Origin of the sequence: Prevotella brunnea, from assembly GCF_008016795.1 — a bacterium.
Classification (GTDB): Bacteria; Bacteroidota; Bacteroidia; order Bacteroidales; family Bacteroidaceae; genus Prevotella; species Prevotella brunnea.
On sequence record NZ_SDIK01000055.1, the window covers coordinates 1 to 16,750 of the forward strand.

General features: G+C 45.7%; 12 protein-coding genes and 1 pseudogene. 4 read left to right on the forward strand and 9 right to left on the reverse strand.

Annotation, left to right across the window (positions count from 1 at the left end):
* The coding region (locus tag ETF27_RS07385) for a hypothetical protein (RefSeq protein WP_147785646.1) at nucleotides 1-286 on the reverse strand (286 nt) is incomplete at its 3' end.
* 62 nt (nucleotides 287-348) lie between these two features.
* Here ETF27_RS07385 and ETF27_RS07390 point away from each other — a divergent pair.
* Together ETF27_RS07390 and ETF27_RS07395 are read left to right on the forward strand one after the other, a co-directional pair.
* Nucleotides 349-642 carry a hypothetical protein gene (locus tag ETF27_RS07390; RefSeq protein ID WP_130830573.1) on the forward strand — a complete coding sequence of 98 codons (294 nt, stop codon included), beginning with the start codon at nucleotides 349-351 and terminating at the stop codon, nucleotides 640-642.
* A gap of 227 nt (nucleotides 643-869) precedes the next feature.
* Nucleotides 870-2,558 carry a phosphoethanolamine transferase gene (locus ETF27_RS07395; RefSeq protein ID WP_130830572.1) on the forward strand — a complete coding sequence of 563 codons (1,689 nt, stop codon included), beginning with the start codon at nucleotides 870-872 and terminating at the stop codon, nucleotides 2,556-2,558.
* Here the strand turns inward: ETF27_RS07395 and ETF27_RS07400 are convergent.
* From ETF27_RS07400 to ETF27_RS07420, 5 genes are read right to left on the reverse strand one after another with little or no spacing between them, the layout of a single operon-like run.
* Nucleotides 2,539-3,555 carry a glycosyl transferase family 90 gene (locus ETF27_RS07400; RefSeq protein ID WP_130830571.1) on the reverse strand — a complete coding sequence of 339 codons (1,017 nt, stop codon included), beginning with the start codon at nucleotides 3,553-3,555 and terminating at the stop codon, nucleotides 2,539-2,541. The genes ETF27_RS07395 and ETF27_RS07400 overlap by 20 nt on opposite strands.
* Entirely contained in the window at nucleotides 3,552-4,742 is a 1,191-nt protein-coding gene (locus ETF27_RS07405) for a glycosyltransferase (RefSeq protein ID WP_130830570.1), read from the reverse strand. The genes ETF27_RS07400 and ETF27_RS07405 overlap by 4 nt, the downstream gene beginning before the upstream one ends.
* A 22-nt stretch (nucleotides 4,743-4,764) precedes the next feature.
* Nucleotides 4,765-5,538 carry a DUF5672 family protein gene (locus ETF27_RS07410; protein WP_130830569.1) on the reverse strand — a complete coding sequence of 258 codons (774 nt, stop codon included), beginning with the start codon at nucleotides 5,536-5,538 and terminating at the stop codon, nucleotides 4,765-4,767.
* 9 nt (nucleotides 5,539-5,547) lie between these two features.
* Nucleotides 5,548-6,462, reverse strand: coding sequence for a glycosyltransferase family 2 protein (locus ETF27_RS07415; protein ID WP_130830568.1), 915 nt, complete (start codon nucleotides 6,460-6,462; stop codon nucleotides 5,548-5,550).
* Between the two features lie 15 nt (nucleotides 6,463-6,477).
* Nucleotides 6,478-7,425 (reverse strand): lysophospholipid acyltransferase family protein, encoded by a 948-nt coding sequence (locus ETF27_RS07420; protein WP_130830667.1) that lies wholly within the window; start codon nucleotides 7,423-7,425, stop codon nucleotides 6,478-6,480.
* A 216-nt stretch (nucleotides 7,426-7,641) separates the two neighbouring features.
* On the opposite strand from ETF27_RS07420, the gene ETF27_RS07425 reads away from it, so the two are divergent.
* Nucleotides 7,642-7,803 (forward strand): hypothetical protein, encoded by a 162-nt coding sequence (locus ETF27_RS07425; protein WP_240048152.1) that lies wholly within the window; start codon nucleotides 7,642-7,644, stop codon nucleotides 7,801-7,803.
* 336 nt (nucleotides 7,804-8,139) lie between these two features.
* Nucleotides 8,140-10,571, forward strand: a pseudogene (locus tag ETF27_RS07430) (TonB-dependent receptor).
* A 204-nt stretch (nucleotides 10,572-10,775) separates the two neighbouring features.
* Here ETF27_RS07430 and ETF27_RS07435 read toward each other — a convergent pair.
* The 3 genes from ETF27_RS07435 to ETF27_RS07445 form a co-directional block, all read right to left on the reverse strand.
* A complete protein-coding gene (locus tag ETF27_RS07435; RefSeq protein ID WP_130830567.1) occupies nucleotides 10,776-12,857 on the reverse strand; it encodes a TonB-dependent receptor in 2,082 nt (693 codons plus the stop codon).
* A gap of 514 nt (nucleotides 12,858-13,371) precedes the next feature.
* Complete coding sequence (locus ETF27_RS07440) at nucleotides 13,372-14,106, reverse strand: helix-turn-helix domain-containing protein (protein WP_130830566.1); 735 nt, start codon at nucleotides 14,104-14,106, stop codon at nucleotides 13,372-13,374.
* A gap of 408 nt (nucleotides 14,107-14,514) precedes the next feature.
* Nucleotides 14,515-16,707, reverse strand: a complete 2,193-nt coding sequence (locus ETF27_RS07445; RefSeq protein WP_130830565.1) for a C10 family peptidase — start codon at nucleotides 16,705-16,707, stop codon at nucleotides 14,515-14,517.
* Nucleotides 16,708-16,750: the final 43 nt, after the last annotated feature.

Here is a 16,750-nt window from a genome sequence, read left to right on the forward strand (position 1 = left end):
CCAAAGACAATGCGTGTTGGAGGTTCACTATCTTCTGGCGCAATATCTCATTGTCTGTCAAATTCGTTTCTTTATGAGCCATACGATACCTCTCGATTACTTCCGAGGGCAAAGATAACGATTTTGAATCAACGGGCCAACGTTTCAGCCATTGGAACATTGAACCACTAGACACATTCCACTTACGCAATATGGACGCTTGAGAAGAACCGCTAGAATAATAATCAATTAACACTTGCAGCTTGAACGAATACGAAAATTCGCGCGGGGTTTTACGTTTTGTCATAATTTCTTACTTTTTTTATAGTCAGAATTGTGACAAGCTAAATCCGTATAAGACACAACGACATGTTATTAACCCGATATGTCTGTTATCTCATTGCAGAAAATGGAGCTCCACGTAAGGAACAAATAGCTTTTGCACAAACCTATTTTGCCATACGAACACGAAAAGCCGGGCTGACAGAACAAAGATTACCGAAGATTGAACGTGTCAAAGCTCGAACAAAATTACAAGAAACAGAAAAGCATCTTTCAAGAGTACTTTATGAAAGAGATATCGGCAATAAAGATATTACTGCAATCCGCTCTGAAGGAGAGCAGACTTTATTTTGTTTGAACACCTATTTAAAAAATATCTGAATATATTTGGAAACTCTTTTCAAATACATTACCTTTGCACGCCCTAATCAAGATAATACGCAAATTATCCTACACAAGGGCAAGCGGTAGCAACTTCAGCCACTATAAGTTATATCTTGGACACATGATTACGATTAATGGAAATCTGCTTTCTACCGCTTCAGGCAAGGTTACTGCACTATGGAGGAGGAGAGTTCTCCGTGCATCAATGAGTTTTTACAAGAAACATGAAACTGAAAAATATATTTGAGAAAACAAAACACTTCGTTGATCGAAACTTTGTCTTTGTCTTGACCATGCTATTGCTGAACCTGACAGGACTTACTCTTTTCCATTCCATTGGAAGGGCTATTCATTACTTCCTCTATATCTGCTTTACAATATCGTGTGTTACGGCACTCACCGAGCTGATACCGTGGCTGGGCTTGCGCAGTATCGTAAGAAGGATTCTCGTTGGAGCTTCCGTGTTTCTTCTCATCACAGACCTTTATTTCGCTTACTTCTATGATGGATTCCCCGACCAAGCCATCATGGAAATATTAATTGCCACCACACCTGACGAGATGTGGGATTACGCCAAGGCAAACCTTATGAACCAATGGATTATCTTAGCAGTGTTGGTCGGAGCAGGCTTATTATACATCGTCATATTACAAATTTACCGACTCAAGAAATTGCGCTATACCATATCTGTCATTAGCGTTTGTATCATGTTTGCCTCGTTGTTCACGATGGCGAATATCGTGAAAGATGTTTTCAAACATAAAGATAAAACTCTGAAAAGCCTTACTTATGAGTGTTGCTCGGTATTGCGAACGAGCATGCAACTATATGACGGCTATCGAAACCTGCAACATTTTGAGCGTATGATAAGAAGTGGGAACACACGCCCGCGAATATTGTATGACGAAAGCTCCATCCCATACGTGGTATATATCTTGGGCGAATCCACGTCGCGCCATCACCTGAGCATATACGACTACCGACTCAACACCACACCTTACATGTCGGAACGCGAAAGAAAAGGCGAACTCATTAAATTCACCGATGTCATCAGTCCCAACGCACACACAATGGAAGTTTTGGGCAAATTGTTCACGTTCTACAGGCAAGGAGCAAAAGGAAATTGGTTTCAATATACCGATTTGTTCAGTATCGTAAACGAAGCAGGTTACCACACGGTTTGGATATCCAACCAAGAGTATTCCGGGATATATGGTAACAATGGGCGCGTCTATGCCGAACGATGCGACGACAAGGAATTCACCCGTTACAGAAGTTCCGGTAGTGTAACAATAGACGCGCCTTACGATGAGGCGGTGTTGCCACTGCTGGACAAATGCCTGAAGAAATGCGGTAAAAAGAATTTCATCGTGGTGCACCTTTTGGGAACTCATCAACACTACCGACATCGCTATCCGGAAACATTCAAATCCTTTGACGCAAAAGACGAAACGGGAGAAAACAAGGAGATAAGGCAAACTCGTGCGGAATATGATACCGCAGTTCGATATAACGACAGCATCATGAATGCCATCATTCAACGATTTGAAAACAAAAACGCGATAGTTGTCTATGCCTCAGACCACGGAGAAGACGTACAAGAAATCAATAAGAAGATTGCCGGACACAGCGATTTGGGCATCAACAGACGCATGGTGGAAATTCCAATGATGATATATACCTCGAAAAAGTTCCGCGTGGCTTATCCCGCACTGACCCAACGGATAGAAAAAGCTGCCCATCGACCTTTTATGACCGATGACATGATACACACACTCCTTGATATCATGAAAATCAAAACCTTGGAATTCAAACCGGAACGAAGTGTTATCAATCCGCATTTCCACGCGCTTAGGATACGCTATTGCGGACAAAAGGTATATAAGAATAAATCTACAAGTTCGCGCAAGTAGCGTTGGTGAAATCAAAATACTTCCTTAAAACCAATAAAGAGATCAGCCTTTCGCGCCGTTTGTCGAGGAATTGTGCCACAAAATCGTGAGCATGAGCGATGATGGCTTCGGCTTCATCCGGATGGGTGATGTAATGATTGAGCCGTTCCTCAAGATCGGAGAAGTCGGGCTTAATCTCAATGTAGTGGTAATCAGGCTTCAGCGTTCCCTCCATGAACCATGTCTCACACGTCGGACGAGGCATGACGGCAATGGAGTTCGACGACATCACCCATTTCAGGTTGCTTGCCACATCATTCCCTTCCAAAGCCATGATGAATTTATAGTCAAGATGCTCTTTTATGGTAAGCTTTCCCTTGTTCCATTTCGGATATTGTGGGTCTATTACGCCAACATCGCACATGGGATGTCCGAAATATTGTTGCACGAACTCATAACGGTTGCGCTTCAAGTCCGTACCTCCATCTTGCCCGATAAGTCCCCGAAAAATGGCTTTGTCTTTTTTATCGGAAAACTTCTTCCTGTCTTTCACGAACAAGAAATGGCGCACACGGTCGAGTTTCATCACCACCGAGTTGAAATTCGCTTCCGATATGGGGCGACTTTTCGTGATACTGGGCACTTCCGGCACATGAACAATATCGCCGGGCAGCAGCCTCCAGCGCAACGAAGCTGGGAAATAGCGAGCATAGCGATAGGAGTCAAGATAATAAACCTTCTGTCCGGTGATAGGTTGGTCTTTCAGTTGCACGGACTCGTTAAGAAACCGCTCTTTATCGAATGGCACATCGGGTGATAACCGATTATAATAGTTCACTCGCCCCATGATGTATTCCCGGTCGCTTCTTCTCTCTAATGCGCTCATTTCCTTGTGGTATAAAAACGAGAGATAAGCATGCGGCAGATTAATGGCGATGTATGAATTGATGTAATAAGCGAGTTTTGAGTTTTTGCCACTATGCAACGTGTAGTAAAACTTACGCGGGAGTATGCTCATGCCTTTTCTTTTATTATTTCTTCATAGAAGTTGATGTATTCGCCGGCTATCTTTTCGGGCGAGAAACGCTCCATCATGTCTTTGCGTATCGCCGTCCCATCATATTGCGTTGTCATTGCTTTTCGGATTCCATTTTCCAACGCTTCTACCGTGAAATCATCACATCTCACCCCATTTTCTTCAGTTATCAACTCTTCCATTCCACTGCATGGAAAGGCAATCACCGGCAATCCGCACGCCATAGCCTCAAGTGGTGCCTGTGCAAAGTTCTCCTTAAAACTGGGCATGCAAAAGTAGTCGGCTGCAGAGAATACCCGGGACATTTCCTCCGGTTCGGAGATTCTGCCAAGCTCCTTAACGTTTGCCCATTTTATCTCCCCCCTGTTCTTTCCTATTGCGAGAACTTTATAATCCGGGTTTATGTGCAGCAACGCCTCAGAAAGTTCGGCAAGACCTTTTCTCCGCTCATTTATGTTACAAGCGCAGAAAGCGAACAGCTTATCGTTCTCGCTCAATCCCAAACGCCTGCGTGCTTCCGACTTGGGGAAAGGTCGAAACTTAGCGTTATCCACCATGTTATAGATAATTCTTTTCTTGGCTTTTGCCAGCATTTCGTGCTCTCCGTAAAGACGGAAGCCCATCCTTGAGAGAAACACAGCTCCGAATCTATCTACCTTTTGTATCTCTTTGTATTTCAACCGATAATATTTTTGTTCCAAAGGGTTGTCCGGCAACCATTGCTTCTCTATGTTTGCCAATCCGTACAACAGGTTTTCATCGTGCATGGTTACTACGATGACTTTCCGTTTGAAAGCTTCAAAGAACGTTCGGTAATCCAAGAAACCTCCCACCCAATGCAGATGAATGATGTCAGCTTCCCGAATGGTTTTTACTTTTGTCAAATCGATTGGCGAAATAGGAAGTGTATAGACGGCATTGTGTATCTTTCCCAATTCCCTACAGGCATTTAGGTCGTCGTGAATACCCGATAATTTCTTTATCTTGCGCAGAACGCTATGTAGGAAATAAGTCATTTCTCCACAAGTTTCAATAAAATCATCCTTATGTTTTTTCTTTAACACCACCATTCGGCTATCCATTCCCAAAGCTCTCTGCGCTTTACAAATGCGATAAGCACAAAGTCCGGCACCATTAAAGTCTGCCATACTGATGTGTACTATCTTCATTCTTATCTTGTTTTATTTTTTTTCATAGTCCGGGGATGAACTGCCTCCAAAATTTAATGCGCACAGGTTTGTTAAATCCATGGCAAGCCATGGGCAATTCGTGATGATTCAGCGCATACGACAACTCCGGTTTTAAGTCGAACGAGAATTTCAACGCCTCTTCCACTGAGGGAAGGTGCAATTTCGGCTCTAAAGCCCAGAATAAATCTTCGTTGTACAGCGCGCCCGACTGACTGTTATAATAGGCTATGGTTTCTGTAAAATCAATGCACGCCTGACGAAAGACCTTCACTCTTCGGAGCGACAGCCCTCCATTTCCTATTCGTCCGAACATTTGACAATGGATGATTTTGCGTTTTGGTTTCAGCCATAACTTCAGTCGCAGATATTGTTTCAGGGGGAAACGTCCGTAACGCGGTCGCATGGGCCACGGAGCCGCCACGTGGTCGTAGCCCTTTTGACACCACATCTCCAATTCATCGCGAAACAACCATGCGTCGATATGGCAAATAAAGATGTATTCGTAATCGGAAAAGAGGTCGTAAAACTTCTCCGACATCATCATTTCGTTATATCCTTGTATGCCTCGCTTTGTGCCCAGCCACTCATCGCTTACATTTGTCATGCTCACCTGAGGATATGCTTCCTTCAACGCTCTCATATCCACACCTTCAGGTTTTAAGAATGTTATCGGGAAATCTTTCAGCAACCTTAGGTTGTTGTCCAAAGCCGCCCGCTCATAATTCTTCAGCGCGGACCGATAAATTGGGATCACTACTTTTACAAGCTTCTGCATACGCTGTGGTTATCTTTTTCCGAGTTTTTCGGCTATTCCGTCATAATAAGCGCGATGTAGCATCATGAGGTCTTTGGGTTCCCAAGCTTTGGAGAAAGGCATTGTCAGCAACGCCGGAATGACATATCCCATGCCTCCCAACCAACTTCTAAGATAACGAACACCCACGTTTTTTCCATAATGATGATTCATGTAAGCTTCGTTGCGCACTTGATAATAACGCTTCCACTTCTTCTTTTTATTCCTTTCTGCCCACGAGTCGTTTGAGAAAAACTTGTGTTTATCCATCAAGGCGTCTGGGACATAAAGCAACTTGAAACCGGCGAGATGCGCACGCAAACAATAATCGGTATCATCGCAGAAAATGAATAAATCCTTGTTGGGCAAACCGATGGCTTCCACCACTTCGCGACGAATGAATGGACCTTCAAAATCGCAACCAACTATCTCCGTAACTTCCGTTTCTGTTCCAGTCAGCTTTTTCCCATGCATGCTTCCGATAGGGTTGGAGAAATCGAATTTGCGAAACTCATGCGTGAAAACGGCTCCCTCCATGAGTCTTCGTGGGCTCAAGATGCCCAATCGGCGATTTCCTCCGGCAGCTTCGTCAGCCTCTACTTGCCGAAGCAACTTTTCCAAGCAATCTTCGCGTGGGAAAACATCATCGTCCATACACCAAATCCAGTCGGCACCTCTTTCGTAAGCCGTTTTTATACCTGTGTAAAAACCACCCGAACCACCCACGTTCTCTTGGTTTATGACGTCCAAGTCGGTCTGTTCGGCAAGCCATTTGTCGGTTCCGTCAGTACTCCCATTATTGATCACAAGGATGTTGGTGAGCCGCTGCTGCCCTCTCAGACTGTCAATGCCTTTCTTAAGCAATTCCAATCGGTTGTATGTTACTACTACTGCCGTTATTTTCATATTTTTCTCAAAAGATTAATCGTTTCGTTTCCTCAGCACTTTTCCGTCCACTACTTCCCAATCACGCTCAAATTCCTCACGGGTGCGTTTCCAGCGGTTATGACTCCATAAATAAAAGGCGGGGGCATACTTTATGTTCTCCTCCAGCAATCGGAAATAAGCATCGGTAATGGCGAACTCATTCTCTTCGCTCGGGGTGAGCGTTATCAGCTTCATCTCGCAAACGTAATAGCCCCTTTTTGGTCGGGTGAGCCAGCCATAAAAACATGCTTGGTCAGCATGCTTCACTATTCGCTCCGTCCCTGTGAGCACGGGGGTGTCGTGATGTAGAAAATCTACCCAATGATGGATGTTCCACCACAATGGAGCTTGGTCGGCAATGTAGCCCACTGCCATGGGGTTTCCATCGCGTTTGAATCCCAAGATCTTTCTTAATGACTCTTGCATGGGAATGCAGACGGCTTTCTGACGTTCGCGAACGACCTTGAACAACCGGTCGAAGCATTTGTTTTCCAATGGATGATAGAGCTGGCAACACTTCACTTCGGTGGAAAGCCAAATGGGAAGTGTGGAAATCCATTCCCAATTACAATAATGACCGAGATAGACGGCACAAGAGCCACCCTCTTGGAACACCTTGATGCACTGCTCCATGCCCGTAAACTTCATGCGTTTTTGCAGTGTTTTCCGCGACATGGTCATGAGTTTGACGGTTTCCACCACATAATCGCAGAACCATCGATAGAATTCGCGCTGGATTTTCCGAATCTCCATATCGCTTTTTTCCGGAAAACTCTCACGGAGATTTTTCCATATAATTTCGTATCGGTATTTCATCACTCGCGCTACAATCAAATAAAGGAAATCGGAGATGAGATAGAGGATGCGGAATGGCAGCAACGACATCAGAAACCAGAAGCCGTAAGCCAATCCGTAGGCAATATTGTTGAGCATCTTCTTCATCGGGAAGTCTGTTGATACCACTTGTATTAAACTGCAAATTTACATAAAAATCGCGATATATAAGCCGGTGGGAATAAAAAATGGGAAATAAATTCCCGAATCGCATTTCTTTTTGACGATAAAAAGTGTCAAGACCAACATAAATTCTTAGTTCTAAATACGTGATTTGATGCTCAAATATCACGTATGGGGGGTGGGGATGAAAAGCACGAGTGTATGTTCAAGGAGCTGGTTCGCGTGAGCTTTGTTCCACCGGAGCGCATACAGCAGTTGTGGCAGTACGACCGGCGCATCTGCGACCTTGATAACGAGAACGTGCGTAAGCCGGGCAAGCTAACCAACGACATGGACGACTATGGAACTCGGTGTGAACACTAAGCTCGAAAAGGAAAGTTTCATTATGATTTATGCAAATTCGGAAAGGAATCTGTATGAATCTGTCATGTGAAATTGTCCTGAAAAACGGCTGTTTTAGTTATTTTGGCAGAAATTTATTTCAGACTTTATAGAGGAAAATTATGATGGAAAACCATTATACGATTAACCTGTATGATATATCGCGCCGTCAGAGCAAGGAATTTACCGAAAATTAAGTATTTTTATTCATCTTCAATCGTTACTCCATACCTTTCCGAAACTTTTTTTTTACCCGATAATGACTATTGTGGAGTAACGCGTAAGTAGATACCTTTGCACCGAACTAAATTTAGAATAATGAAGAAAATACTAATCTTATTTGCCGCAGCATTGTGCGCCATGAATTCGATGGCTCAGAAGACGGATGCCATGCTGTTCGGCGACGTGAAAGCAAAGGAAACCAAAGTGCATCTGCCTTACGCCACCATTAGCGTGAAAGGAACCAATCTGCAAACGAAATGCGACGCTTCGGGCATTTCAAGATGGCGGATTTGCCCATAGGCAGACTGATTGTCGTTGCCAATCTTGATGGGTATCAAGAACAAGAAATCGAGATTACTGCGCAGAGCGGAAAGGGAACGGAAGTGTATTTCCAATTGGACAAAGACGCTTTGGAATTGAGTCAAGTGGTTGTAACAGGCACACGCACATCGCATTTCATAAAAGATGTGCCCATTCGGACGGAAGTGCTCACCTCGAATGCCCTGAAACGCAGGAACGCGCAAAATCTTTTTGAGGCTTTGGAGGGAGTTCCGGGCATCAGAGTGGAACAACAATGCCAGTTTTGCAATTTCTCCATGGTGCGAATGCAGGGACTGGGTGCCGAGCACACACAGGTTCTGCTCGACGGACAGCCTGTTTATTCAGGTCTTGCAGGGGTTTATGGACTGCAACAGATAGGAACGAACGATATTGATCGCATGGAAGTAGTGAAAGGCGCTGGCTCGGCACTGTACGGAAGCAGCGCCGTTGCGGGTGCCATCAACATTATCTCCAAGGAACCGACCTTCGAACCTTACATCAACGCTGATGCACAGTTTGGAAACTGGGGCTACAAGAACTACAAAGGAACAGGTTCGATGCGCTTCAAGAACATCGGTCTGATGGTAACGGCTCAGCGAACGCAGATGGATGCGGTTGATCAGACCAGCGAAGGTCTCGTCCGCAAAGAGGTGAAACATAAAGATGGCATTTCCGACCGAGTATATAGTTTGATGAATAACGTCGGACGCAGCCTCTACATTTTTAACCCATTCACGAAGAACGACAAACTCATCATTCGTGGAAAGGCGCTCGACGAGCAGCGATACGGTGGCACAATGACCAACGACCTCTACCTGAACCCGTTTTCGGCAGGCACGGAAAACATCAAGACCAACCGTCTTACAGCCGACTTGGCCTATACATTGCCCATCGGAGCGCACTCCGAATTCAACCTCGCAGCTGCCTATGTTCACCACAAACGCAACGCTACCAACGACACATTCCTCGGTAGCTATCAGGCATCGCACGACGGAGCAAGCCCCAATGTTGAGGACATGCGTCCCTATATTGCCAAAGAGAACACCTTTACGCCATCTGCGACATTCACAAGCATCATCGGCAATCACACATTGCTTGCTGGAGTACAGGGCTATTTCACAAAACTGAACGAGACAGGGCTCTATTGCATAGACGACAACACAAGCACTTATTATGGCGAGGCTTACACATCAATCGGTAAAAAGCATGCCAACGAAGTGGGAGTGTTCATCCAAGACGAATGGAACATCCTGCCTAACCTGACGGTTGTTCCTGGACTACGCCTCGACACCCACCATTCGGGCGAGGAATACACATCAAGCAAGACAGTCTTCGATGGAACTTTCCCAAAGACTAAGTTCGATAAGACAAGCTTCAATCCAAGATTAGCCATCAAATACGAGGTGAACCCATCATTGGTTTTGCGTGCAAACTTCGGCACAGGCTTCCGCGCTCCTTACGGATTCTCTGAGGATCTGCACCTCTGTTCTGGCTCTCCACGTGTCTGGAAGTCATCCAGTCTGAACGGTGAGCACTCTGTCAGCTACAATCTGTCGGCTGATTACTATGGTAAAAATTACCAATTGAGCCTGAACGTTTTCCGAACAGACTTGAAAGACAAGATACAGTTCGCTCCTGCCAGTGAAGAAGTGAAGAGATTGGGCTACACCTATCAATGGGAGAACGTTGATGACGCCTTCGTTCAAGGTATAGAACTCAGCGCCAAGGCAACTCTCTTCAAGGATTTCTCTGCTGGCATGAGCTGGACCTTCAACCAAGGCAAGTTCAAACATGAGCGTCCCGAATGGTCTGACCCACAAAGCGAGGAAGTTAAGGCCAATCCCGACCGTCTGAAGTATGCCAAGGACAGCAAGAACATCTCCCGTTTCCCAGCCATGACTGCCGATATTGATTTAGATTACACACCGGGCACATGGTCGTTCTCGCTCACTGGCTCGCTCCAAGGCAAGATGTTTATAGACTATAACTCTGAAGATGCACCTGAAAAATCAAAAATCAAGAAGACAAACACTTTCATGCTCTTCAACTGCCGTGTGGCAAAGCGCGTCGGTTCGTTCAATTTCTACGTTGGAGGCAAGAATATCTTCAGCTACGTTCAAGACGAAAAGCATGGCGACGACGCAGCATTCATGTATGCTCCGGTATATGGAGCAACGTGGTATGGTGGCGTAAGCATCACCATCTGATAGGTCAAAAGCTAACACAGTCTTACTGTAACTCCCCTGAATTGCAAGATATTCAAGGGAGTTTTATTTGTCAACGGAAGGCTGAAAGCGTGTAACAACAACCCGAAAGCGCCAGTTGCACGCTAACTCCCCCACCTATGCGGAATGATTGGCTGGAAGATTTCGACTTGTCGGCAGAGAAACGGTCCGCAGAGCCTCAACTTTCTACATGATTCCAGTCTGCGTATCTCTGTGTCCGAGCTTCTTTTGTACGTCGCGGTATCTGCGTCCGTATTCGAATTTCCACGAAACACTGAGATTTAAGAGATTACCGTTGTCGTTTCCCCTGAACAACTGTTTTTTAGAAACGAATCGATTGAGTATCGCACTCTCTTCCAATCGCGGATGGGAGATGAGCGGATTTTGCCAATAAAGCGACAAAATCAGGTTTCCCACTCTGTAAGCACCCTTCAAAAACACATAACTGCCGTGGTGGGCCTGTGTCTCTCCCTCCACAAACTTCCATCCATTGTCGGCATAAGCACTGATAACCCACCGCCCCAGATAGGCATTCAAACTGCCAGAGACGAAAGCGCTCGTAAGATAGTGCTTGTATTCATCACCTTTATTCAGGAACCGGAAAACGCCCCCTGTCAAAGTGCAAGTCAGTTTGTCGGGAATGATGTCGCAGCTCATCGCATTCTGAAGGTAGAACATCTCTATCCGCTTTTGGTTAGCTTGGAGATAATGGAACTGGTTATCGGCAGTCCGGATATATTTAGACATGTTGGGATGACTGTTATTTCGATAAGCGATGTCGAATGTGTTGGTAAACCGGGGCTTATTGTAGCTCAACGACAAGGTTTGCTCCACCACTTTGTTCGGTTCGATGTTGGGATTGCCCACCCGCCACTCTCTGCTATTCTCGCGAATCATCGTATTGCTGATCATGGCAATTTTGGAAACGTGCTCGTAGATCTCAAAAGAGTATCGCAGGCTCAAAGGGGCTGCCAAGTGGTAGCTGAGCGTAAGTTTGGGACGGAAAAGCCAATAATTGAATTTGTCGGCCGATTGTCTGTACCGTTGATTCGTAACGCCAAGCCCAGCAACGTACGACAACTTGCCGCTCATTCCTTTTACCTCGCTGAAAAGATAAAGATCATGGTTGTGCATTTGATTCAACGACTGCACGTCGCCCTTGTATTCATTCCTCGTGTATTTGATGCCATGTGCGAGCCCCATGGTAATTGTGAACGGTTTAAGCCTGTTTTCATAGATCGCCTCGGAGTGAAGCGACCATGTCCGCCCATCCACGTTGTAGGAGTAGGGTACTCCCTCATCCTGATAGCTGTCATTCTCGGTCGTGATTCCTGTCCCGACGACATTCGTCGTCAAGCTCTGATGTTCACCCAGCCTGTGATAGAAGTACAGATCCAGAACCGGCGAGTTGCTGTTTGAACTGTTCCGTCGGGTGGCCATCATTTTTTGGAGTCCGTCCACAATGCTTTGCCTTTCGTCGTCATTAGGTATTTTGTTGAGATTGGCCGACAACGATACTTGAAAGACATAGCTCGTAGAGTCGGCAAGACTGTATTTCAATTGCAATGTGTGGTCGAATGTTCTATTCCGCGAGGCTAAGGTCGCTCTTTCTATATGATAGACAGAACCGTCATTCAACAGATAATTGGCGATTTCTGTCAGTTTCGCACCCTTGAAATCACAATAGGTAAGGTTGTAGTTGATCCCCCATTCCGATTTTCCATGATTAACCCTCGCAAAAACAGAGTTATTGCCATTCCAAGCCGTGAAACTGTTGGAAAGGTCTGCACCAACCACCCCTCCACTATCATGCCGATAAGTCCGGATATCGATGACAACACCCGTCTCTTTCCCATATCTAACACCTGGATTGTCGATGAAATCGATGTTTTTCACAAGTTTCGGAGATAGCCCAATCAGGTCTTCCTTGGTGGCTACGATGCCATTAATCCTTATTTGCACAGCTCCCTCATTCCCCAACGCAGTGACGGTTCGCATAACCTCATCTACTCTTATTCTCGGTAGATTCAGTTTTGAAAGCAGGTCGTAGCCATTGGTGGTGGAGTTGCGTTGCGACAACGAAGGGATAATGAGCTTTCCGTCTGCCTTTTCGACAACTCTCGCATGCTCAACGGTAACCTCGCCCAGTTCAACGACCTTTTCCGCCACATCACCGACCAGACTATCCGCTGCCGTCGTGCGCTCGTCCTGAGCTCTTGCGCCTGTCACCGCAACAAACATCAATACTAAAATAATACTTTTCTTCATCTTTGACATTTTGATTAGTTGCGGCAAAGATAGCCGAAGAACTTCAAAAGTTGCCCGAAAACTGTCTGACAACTGTCTGACAATGTCCAGTCGGGACCTTACTTCAGACTTTTTCGCTCATTTTTCAAAATCGGTTCGTAAGAGTATGTAGTGTTTTTGTTTGATTACCGATCAGCTTGCTTGCCGTTCTATTGAAGACATGGCAGACTAAGGCGAAAGGGAACGACAGAGAAAATGCTGGCAAACGAATGAAATCGGTTAGGAAACGATTTGCTTATCAGCGAATAGAGAAATCGCAGTGGAATGAACAATTGGGGATGATTCCACATCGCACAGCCGTGACGAACAGCCTTTGTCGGAGCGATAATTTCACTGTGAAATTCAAAAGGCTTAGCTTTCGCACCGCAAAAGGTCACCTATCGCAATGTAAAAGGTCATCTATCGAAGGGTAAAAGGTGACCTTTTGGAAGTTAAAGGTTATGCGTCTGAATATCAGATGGTTACAAATACGCTTTTAATCCATCTTCTCTAACCGGTATTCTTTTCCTCTTTCGTTGACTATTTTCACCTTGCCCCGCTCTTCAATCACAGGCCTTATTCGCCTGATGAGTGTGTAAAGGGTGTCACTGGCATCGGGTTTCTTGGGCCATAAACGATCGCAGATTTCCTTTTTTGACACCGTATGCTGGTCGTTGGACAGGAACAACCGCATCAACTCCGACTGCAAAGGCGTCAATGGTATGGGATTATCGTGCGAGTCATAGAACTGTGCCGATGATTGTGAATAGACCAATTCGCCGAACACTGTCATCCCTGCTTTCTTACGTCTGACAATCTTGAGAGAAACAAGCAGCCACAAGGAGGAGAGGCATATCAAAAGGTAGGGAATACGTTGGTCAGACAATCCCCAGACGGTAGCAAAAGAACAGGTAGCGTAGCTCTGAAAAGCTACTTCCCTGTCCTTTCCCCTCCATTTTATCCTTTTGCTGCACAGCGCTTTCGGAGCGTTCGGCTGCGCATAGGAAAGGAATGACTCGGCCCGCAATGCATCAATCTTCAGGTTTCGCCTGTAATCGTTGATGGTGTCGGGCGTAATCCATGCCTCTCGCTTAGCAGACAATGTTTGTTCCAATGCCTGATTCATGTCATTGATAATCGTCTGTTCGGTATAATTATACCTATCAATACTTGATAGAACAGCGGAGGACAAGAGAATCATGAAAACAAAAACTACAAACCATGGTTTCATAGGCAATCATTAATTGTTCGGATTTCGTGAGAGCAAAGATAGCAAATTTCGTTTATTTACCCAAGAATAAGCGGGAGAATAAACCCCACATGCGAATCCTGAGCTGGTCGATGAGGATGGGCATGAGATATAAGACCGTGACAAGGACGACCGTATGAAAAAGCAATTGGAACCCAGAGGCAGTCATGAACAATTGCCTAACGATGGGATAAAACACTTGCTGATAGAAGTCGGGATGGGCATGGAAAAGATAAACGGCAAAGCATGAACGGCCCATCCAATTCACAATTTTGCAATGGAAACGGAGTTGCGAAAAGGCCAAAAGCACACAGCCAACCAAAACTCAGTTGCTGTGTGCTTATCGCAAAGCGGTAATCCTTCTGAGGCATTACCTTAATTGGCTATGATTTATCTCACCTGTAGCGTATAATCTTCCACTTCTCCGTTAGCAAAGTTTCCGCATGGGTCTTGATATCCATCGGGACTGGCTATGACACGAATGCGATAGTTGCCTTTGGGGGTGTTTGCAGGTACGAGAATGTATCCGGAGAATGCAAAGTAAGAGTAGCGTTCCACTTTCTTCTCCGATGCAGAGAAAATGCCGTCGTTGTTGAAATCCACATAAACTCGCCAGTACATCCTTCTTGAATTGGAACCGCTGAAGCCCGGTTTGAGCGTGTATTGGAAAGAATATCCCGGACTGCTGTAAGCAATATTCGATGTGAAATTGCTATAGGGAGATGCCCCCGAGGTCTTGGTCATGGTGCTAAGACTCACCTGACTGATGTAGGCTGCCGAGTAGTTGGCTGCGGCTATAGAGCAATAGTTTCCGGGATTTGGTGTCGGATCCGGTTTCGGATCCGGTTTCGGGTCAGGATTCGGCTTCGGATCGGGGTCAGGGTCAGGCTTCGGTGCCGGCGATGACGGCTGTGTGATGACTGCCGTGTAGTCTTCCACCTCACCATAGGTAAAGTGCTCGTCCGGTTTGGGATAGCTGCCCCACTTCGCACTTACGCGAACGCGTGTCTCACCTTTGACGGCATTAGCCGGAACCTTAAACATACGATAGAAATAGTTTGCGGAATTCATGTATTGAGCCAACACTCGCTCGTTATCCTCGAATATCTTGTTGCCGTTGAAGTCCACCCAAACACACCAATACATGGGATATGTCCCGTTGGAGAAGCGTGGCATTAAGGTTATGTAATAGCTTCCGCCTGCCTCAAGCTCTGTCTTCTTGTCCTTAAAGAAGGTATAGGATGAAGCGTTGCTATAGTTTTCCATGTTTCCGATGCTTACATAATAGATGTAGGTCGAGTTAAAATAATCGGAGAAAGATGGAGCATAATCATCCGCCGGTTTGGGATCGGGTGTTGGGTCTTCACCGTCATCACCACCATTGTATCCCGGAGGTGCGAAGTTCACGACAATGGTCTGCCAATAGTTGAAGCCTCCCGAACCACCGCCGATACCCAATCCGCTTGGGTCAAGCGCATTGAGCAGGAAATACCCATCGGAATAGCCGCCCCATCCCCAATTGATGTGGAAATACCCATTGGAGCTGTAGCCATCGCACACAAAAGAGTGTCCGCCACCATTACCACTACCGGCATATTGTACGGGTCTGCCATTGTCAAGTTCGTTGCGGACGATGCTTTCCCACTGTGTGGTGGAATAATCGGAGCGTTCCAGACTTGTAACGGCTGCCGGATAAGAGTAATATTCCTTTAGCATGGCGGGCACTTGCTGCTGATAGGTTCCGCTACCCGAAGGAGAGAAGCCCATGTTCAGACCTACTGCTACACCATAGCAGAAACTTGCCACGTCATCGTTCGGACCGCGGAGAACGGACTTTGGCATATTGTTCCAATTTAAGTCATAGTTGTAATTAAACGACAATGTTCCATAGCTTGAATTATAGGAGTGATAGCCCGTACCACGTGATGGATATTCATAGAAACGCATGATTTGTGAAGTTGCCGTAGCCACACATCCCACCGGACAATTGTACGGACAATAGGCGTTATAATAAGGAGCCTGATTCCAATGGATATCAGCCAGTAAAGGGCGGACGGCAGTTTGTGCGTTCATGACGCTGTAAGTGCCCGCGATGGCAGAGCTGCGCATCTGCTTTATTTGATTGTCGATTTTCACGTGTGCGTTGGCAAAGCGTATTTCCTTGGCATATCCGTTCAACAGGTCTTTCATGTTGGAAGGTATTTTGTCAGGATCGAACTTGCCTTCGGTGGAATAACCCAACACGGGATAAGTTCCTTTCGATGCGGAAACGAGTACATATCCCTCATCGCCATAGTTGATTACGTAATAAGTAGGTTGCTGATTGGCATCCGAACGAGTACCGGAAATTGCATCGGTATATACGATTTTGAGTTCGGGCAAACCGCCGGCTCTGGTCTTTACCTTTGCCACATCGCTGTTCTTGGTTAGGAACTCGCCTGCTATTTCCAATGCTTCGTTTGCCGGGACGAAGTTACTTTCATTACTCGTGTTGGCAGGCTGAATGTCATCGGTCTGACAGCCGGCAAGAATAAATAAGCAGCTGAGAACGACCACATAGAAAAGATTAGTTAATTTTTTCATCGTTTTGAGTTTTATCATTAAGAAGAATAAGGTTGAATCGGAA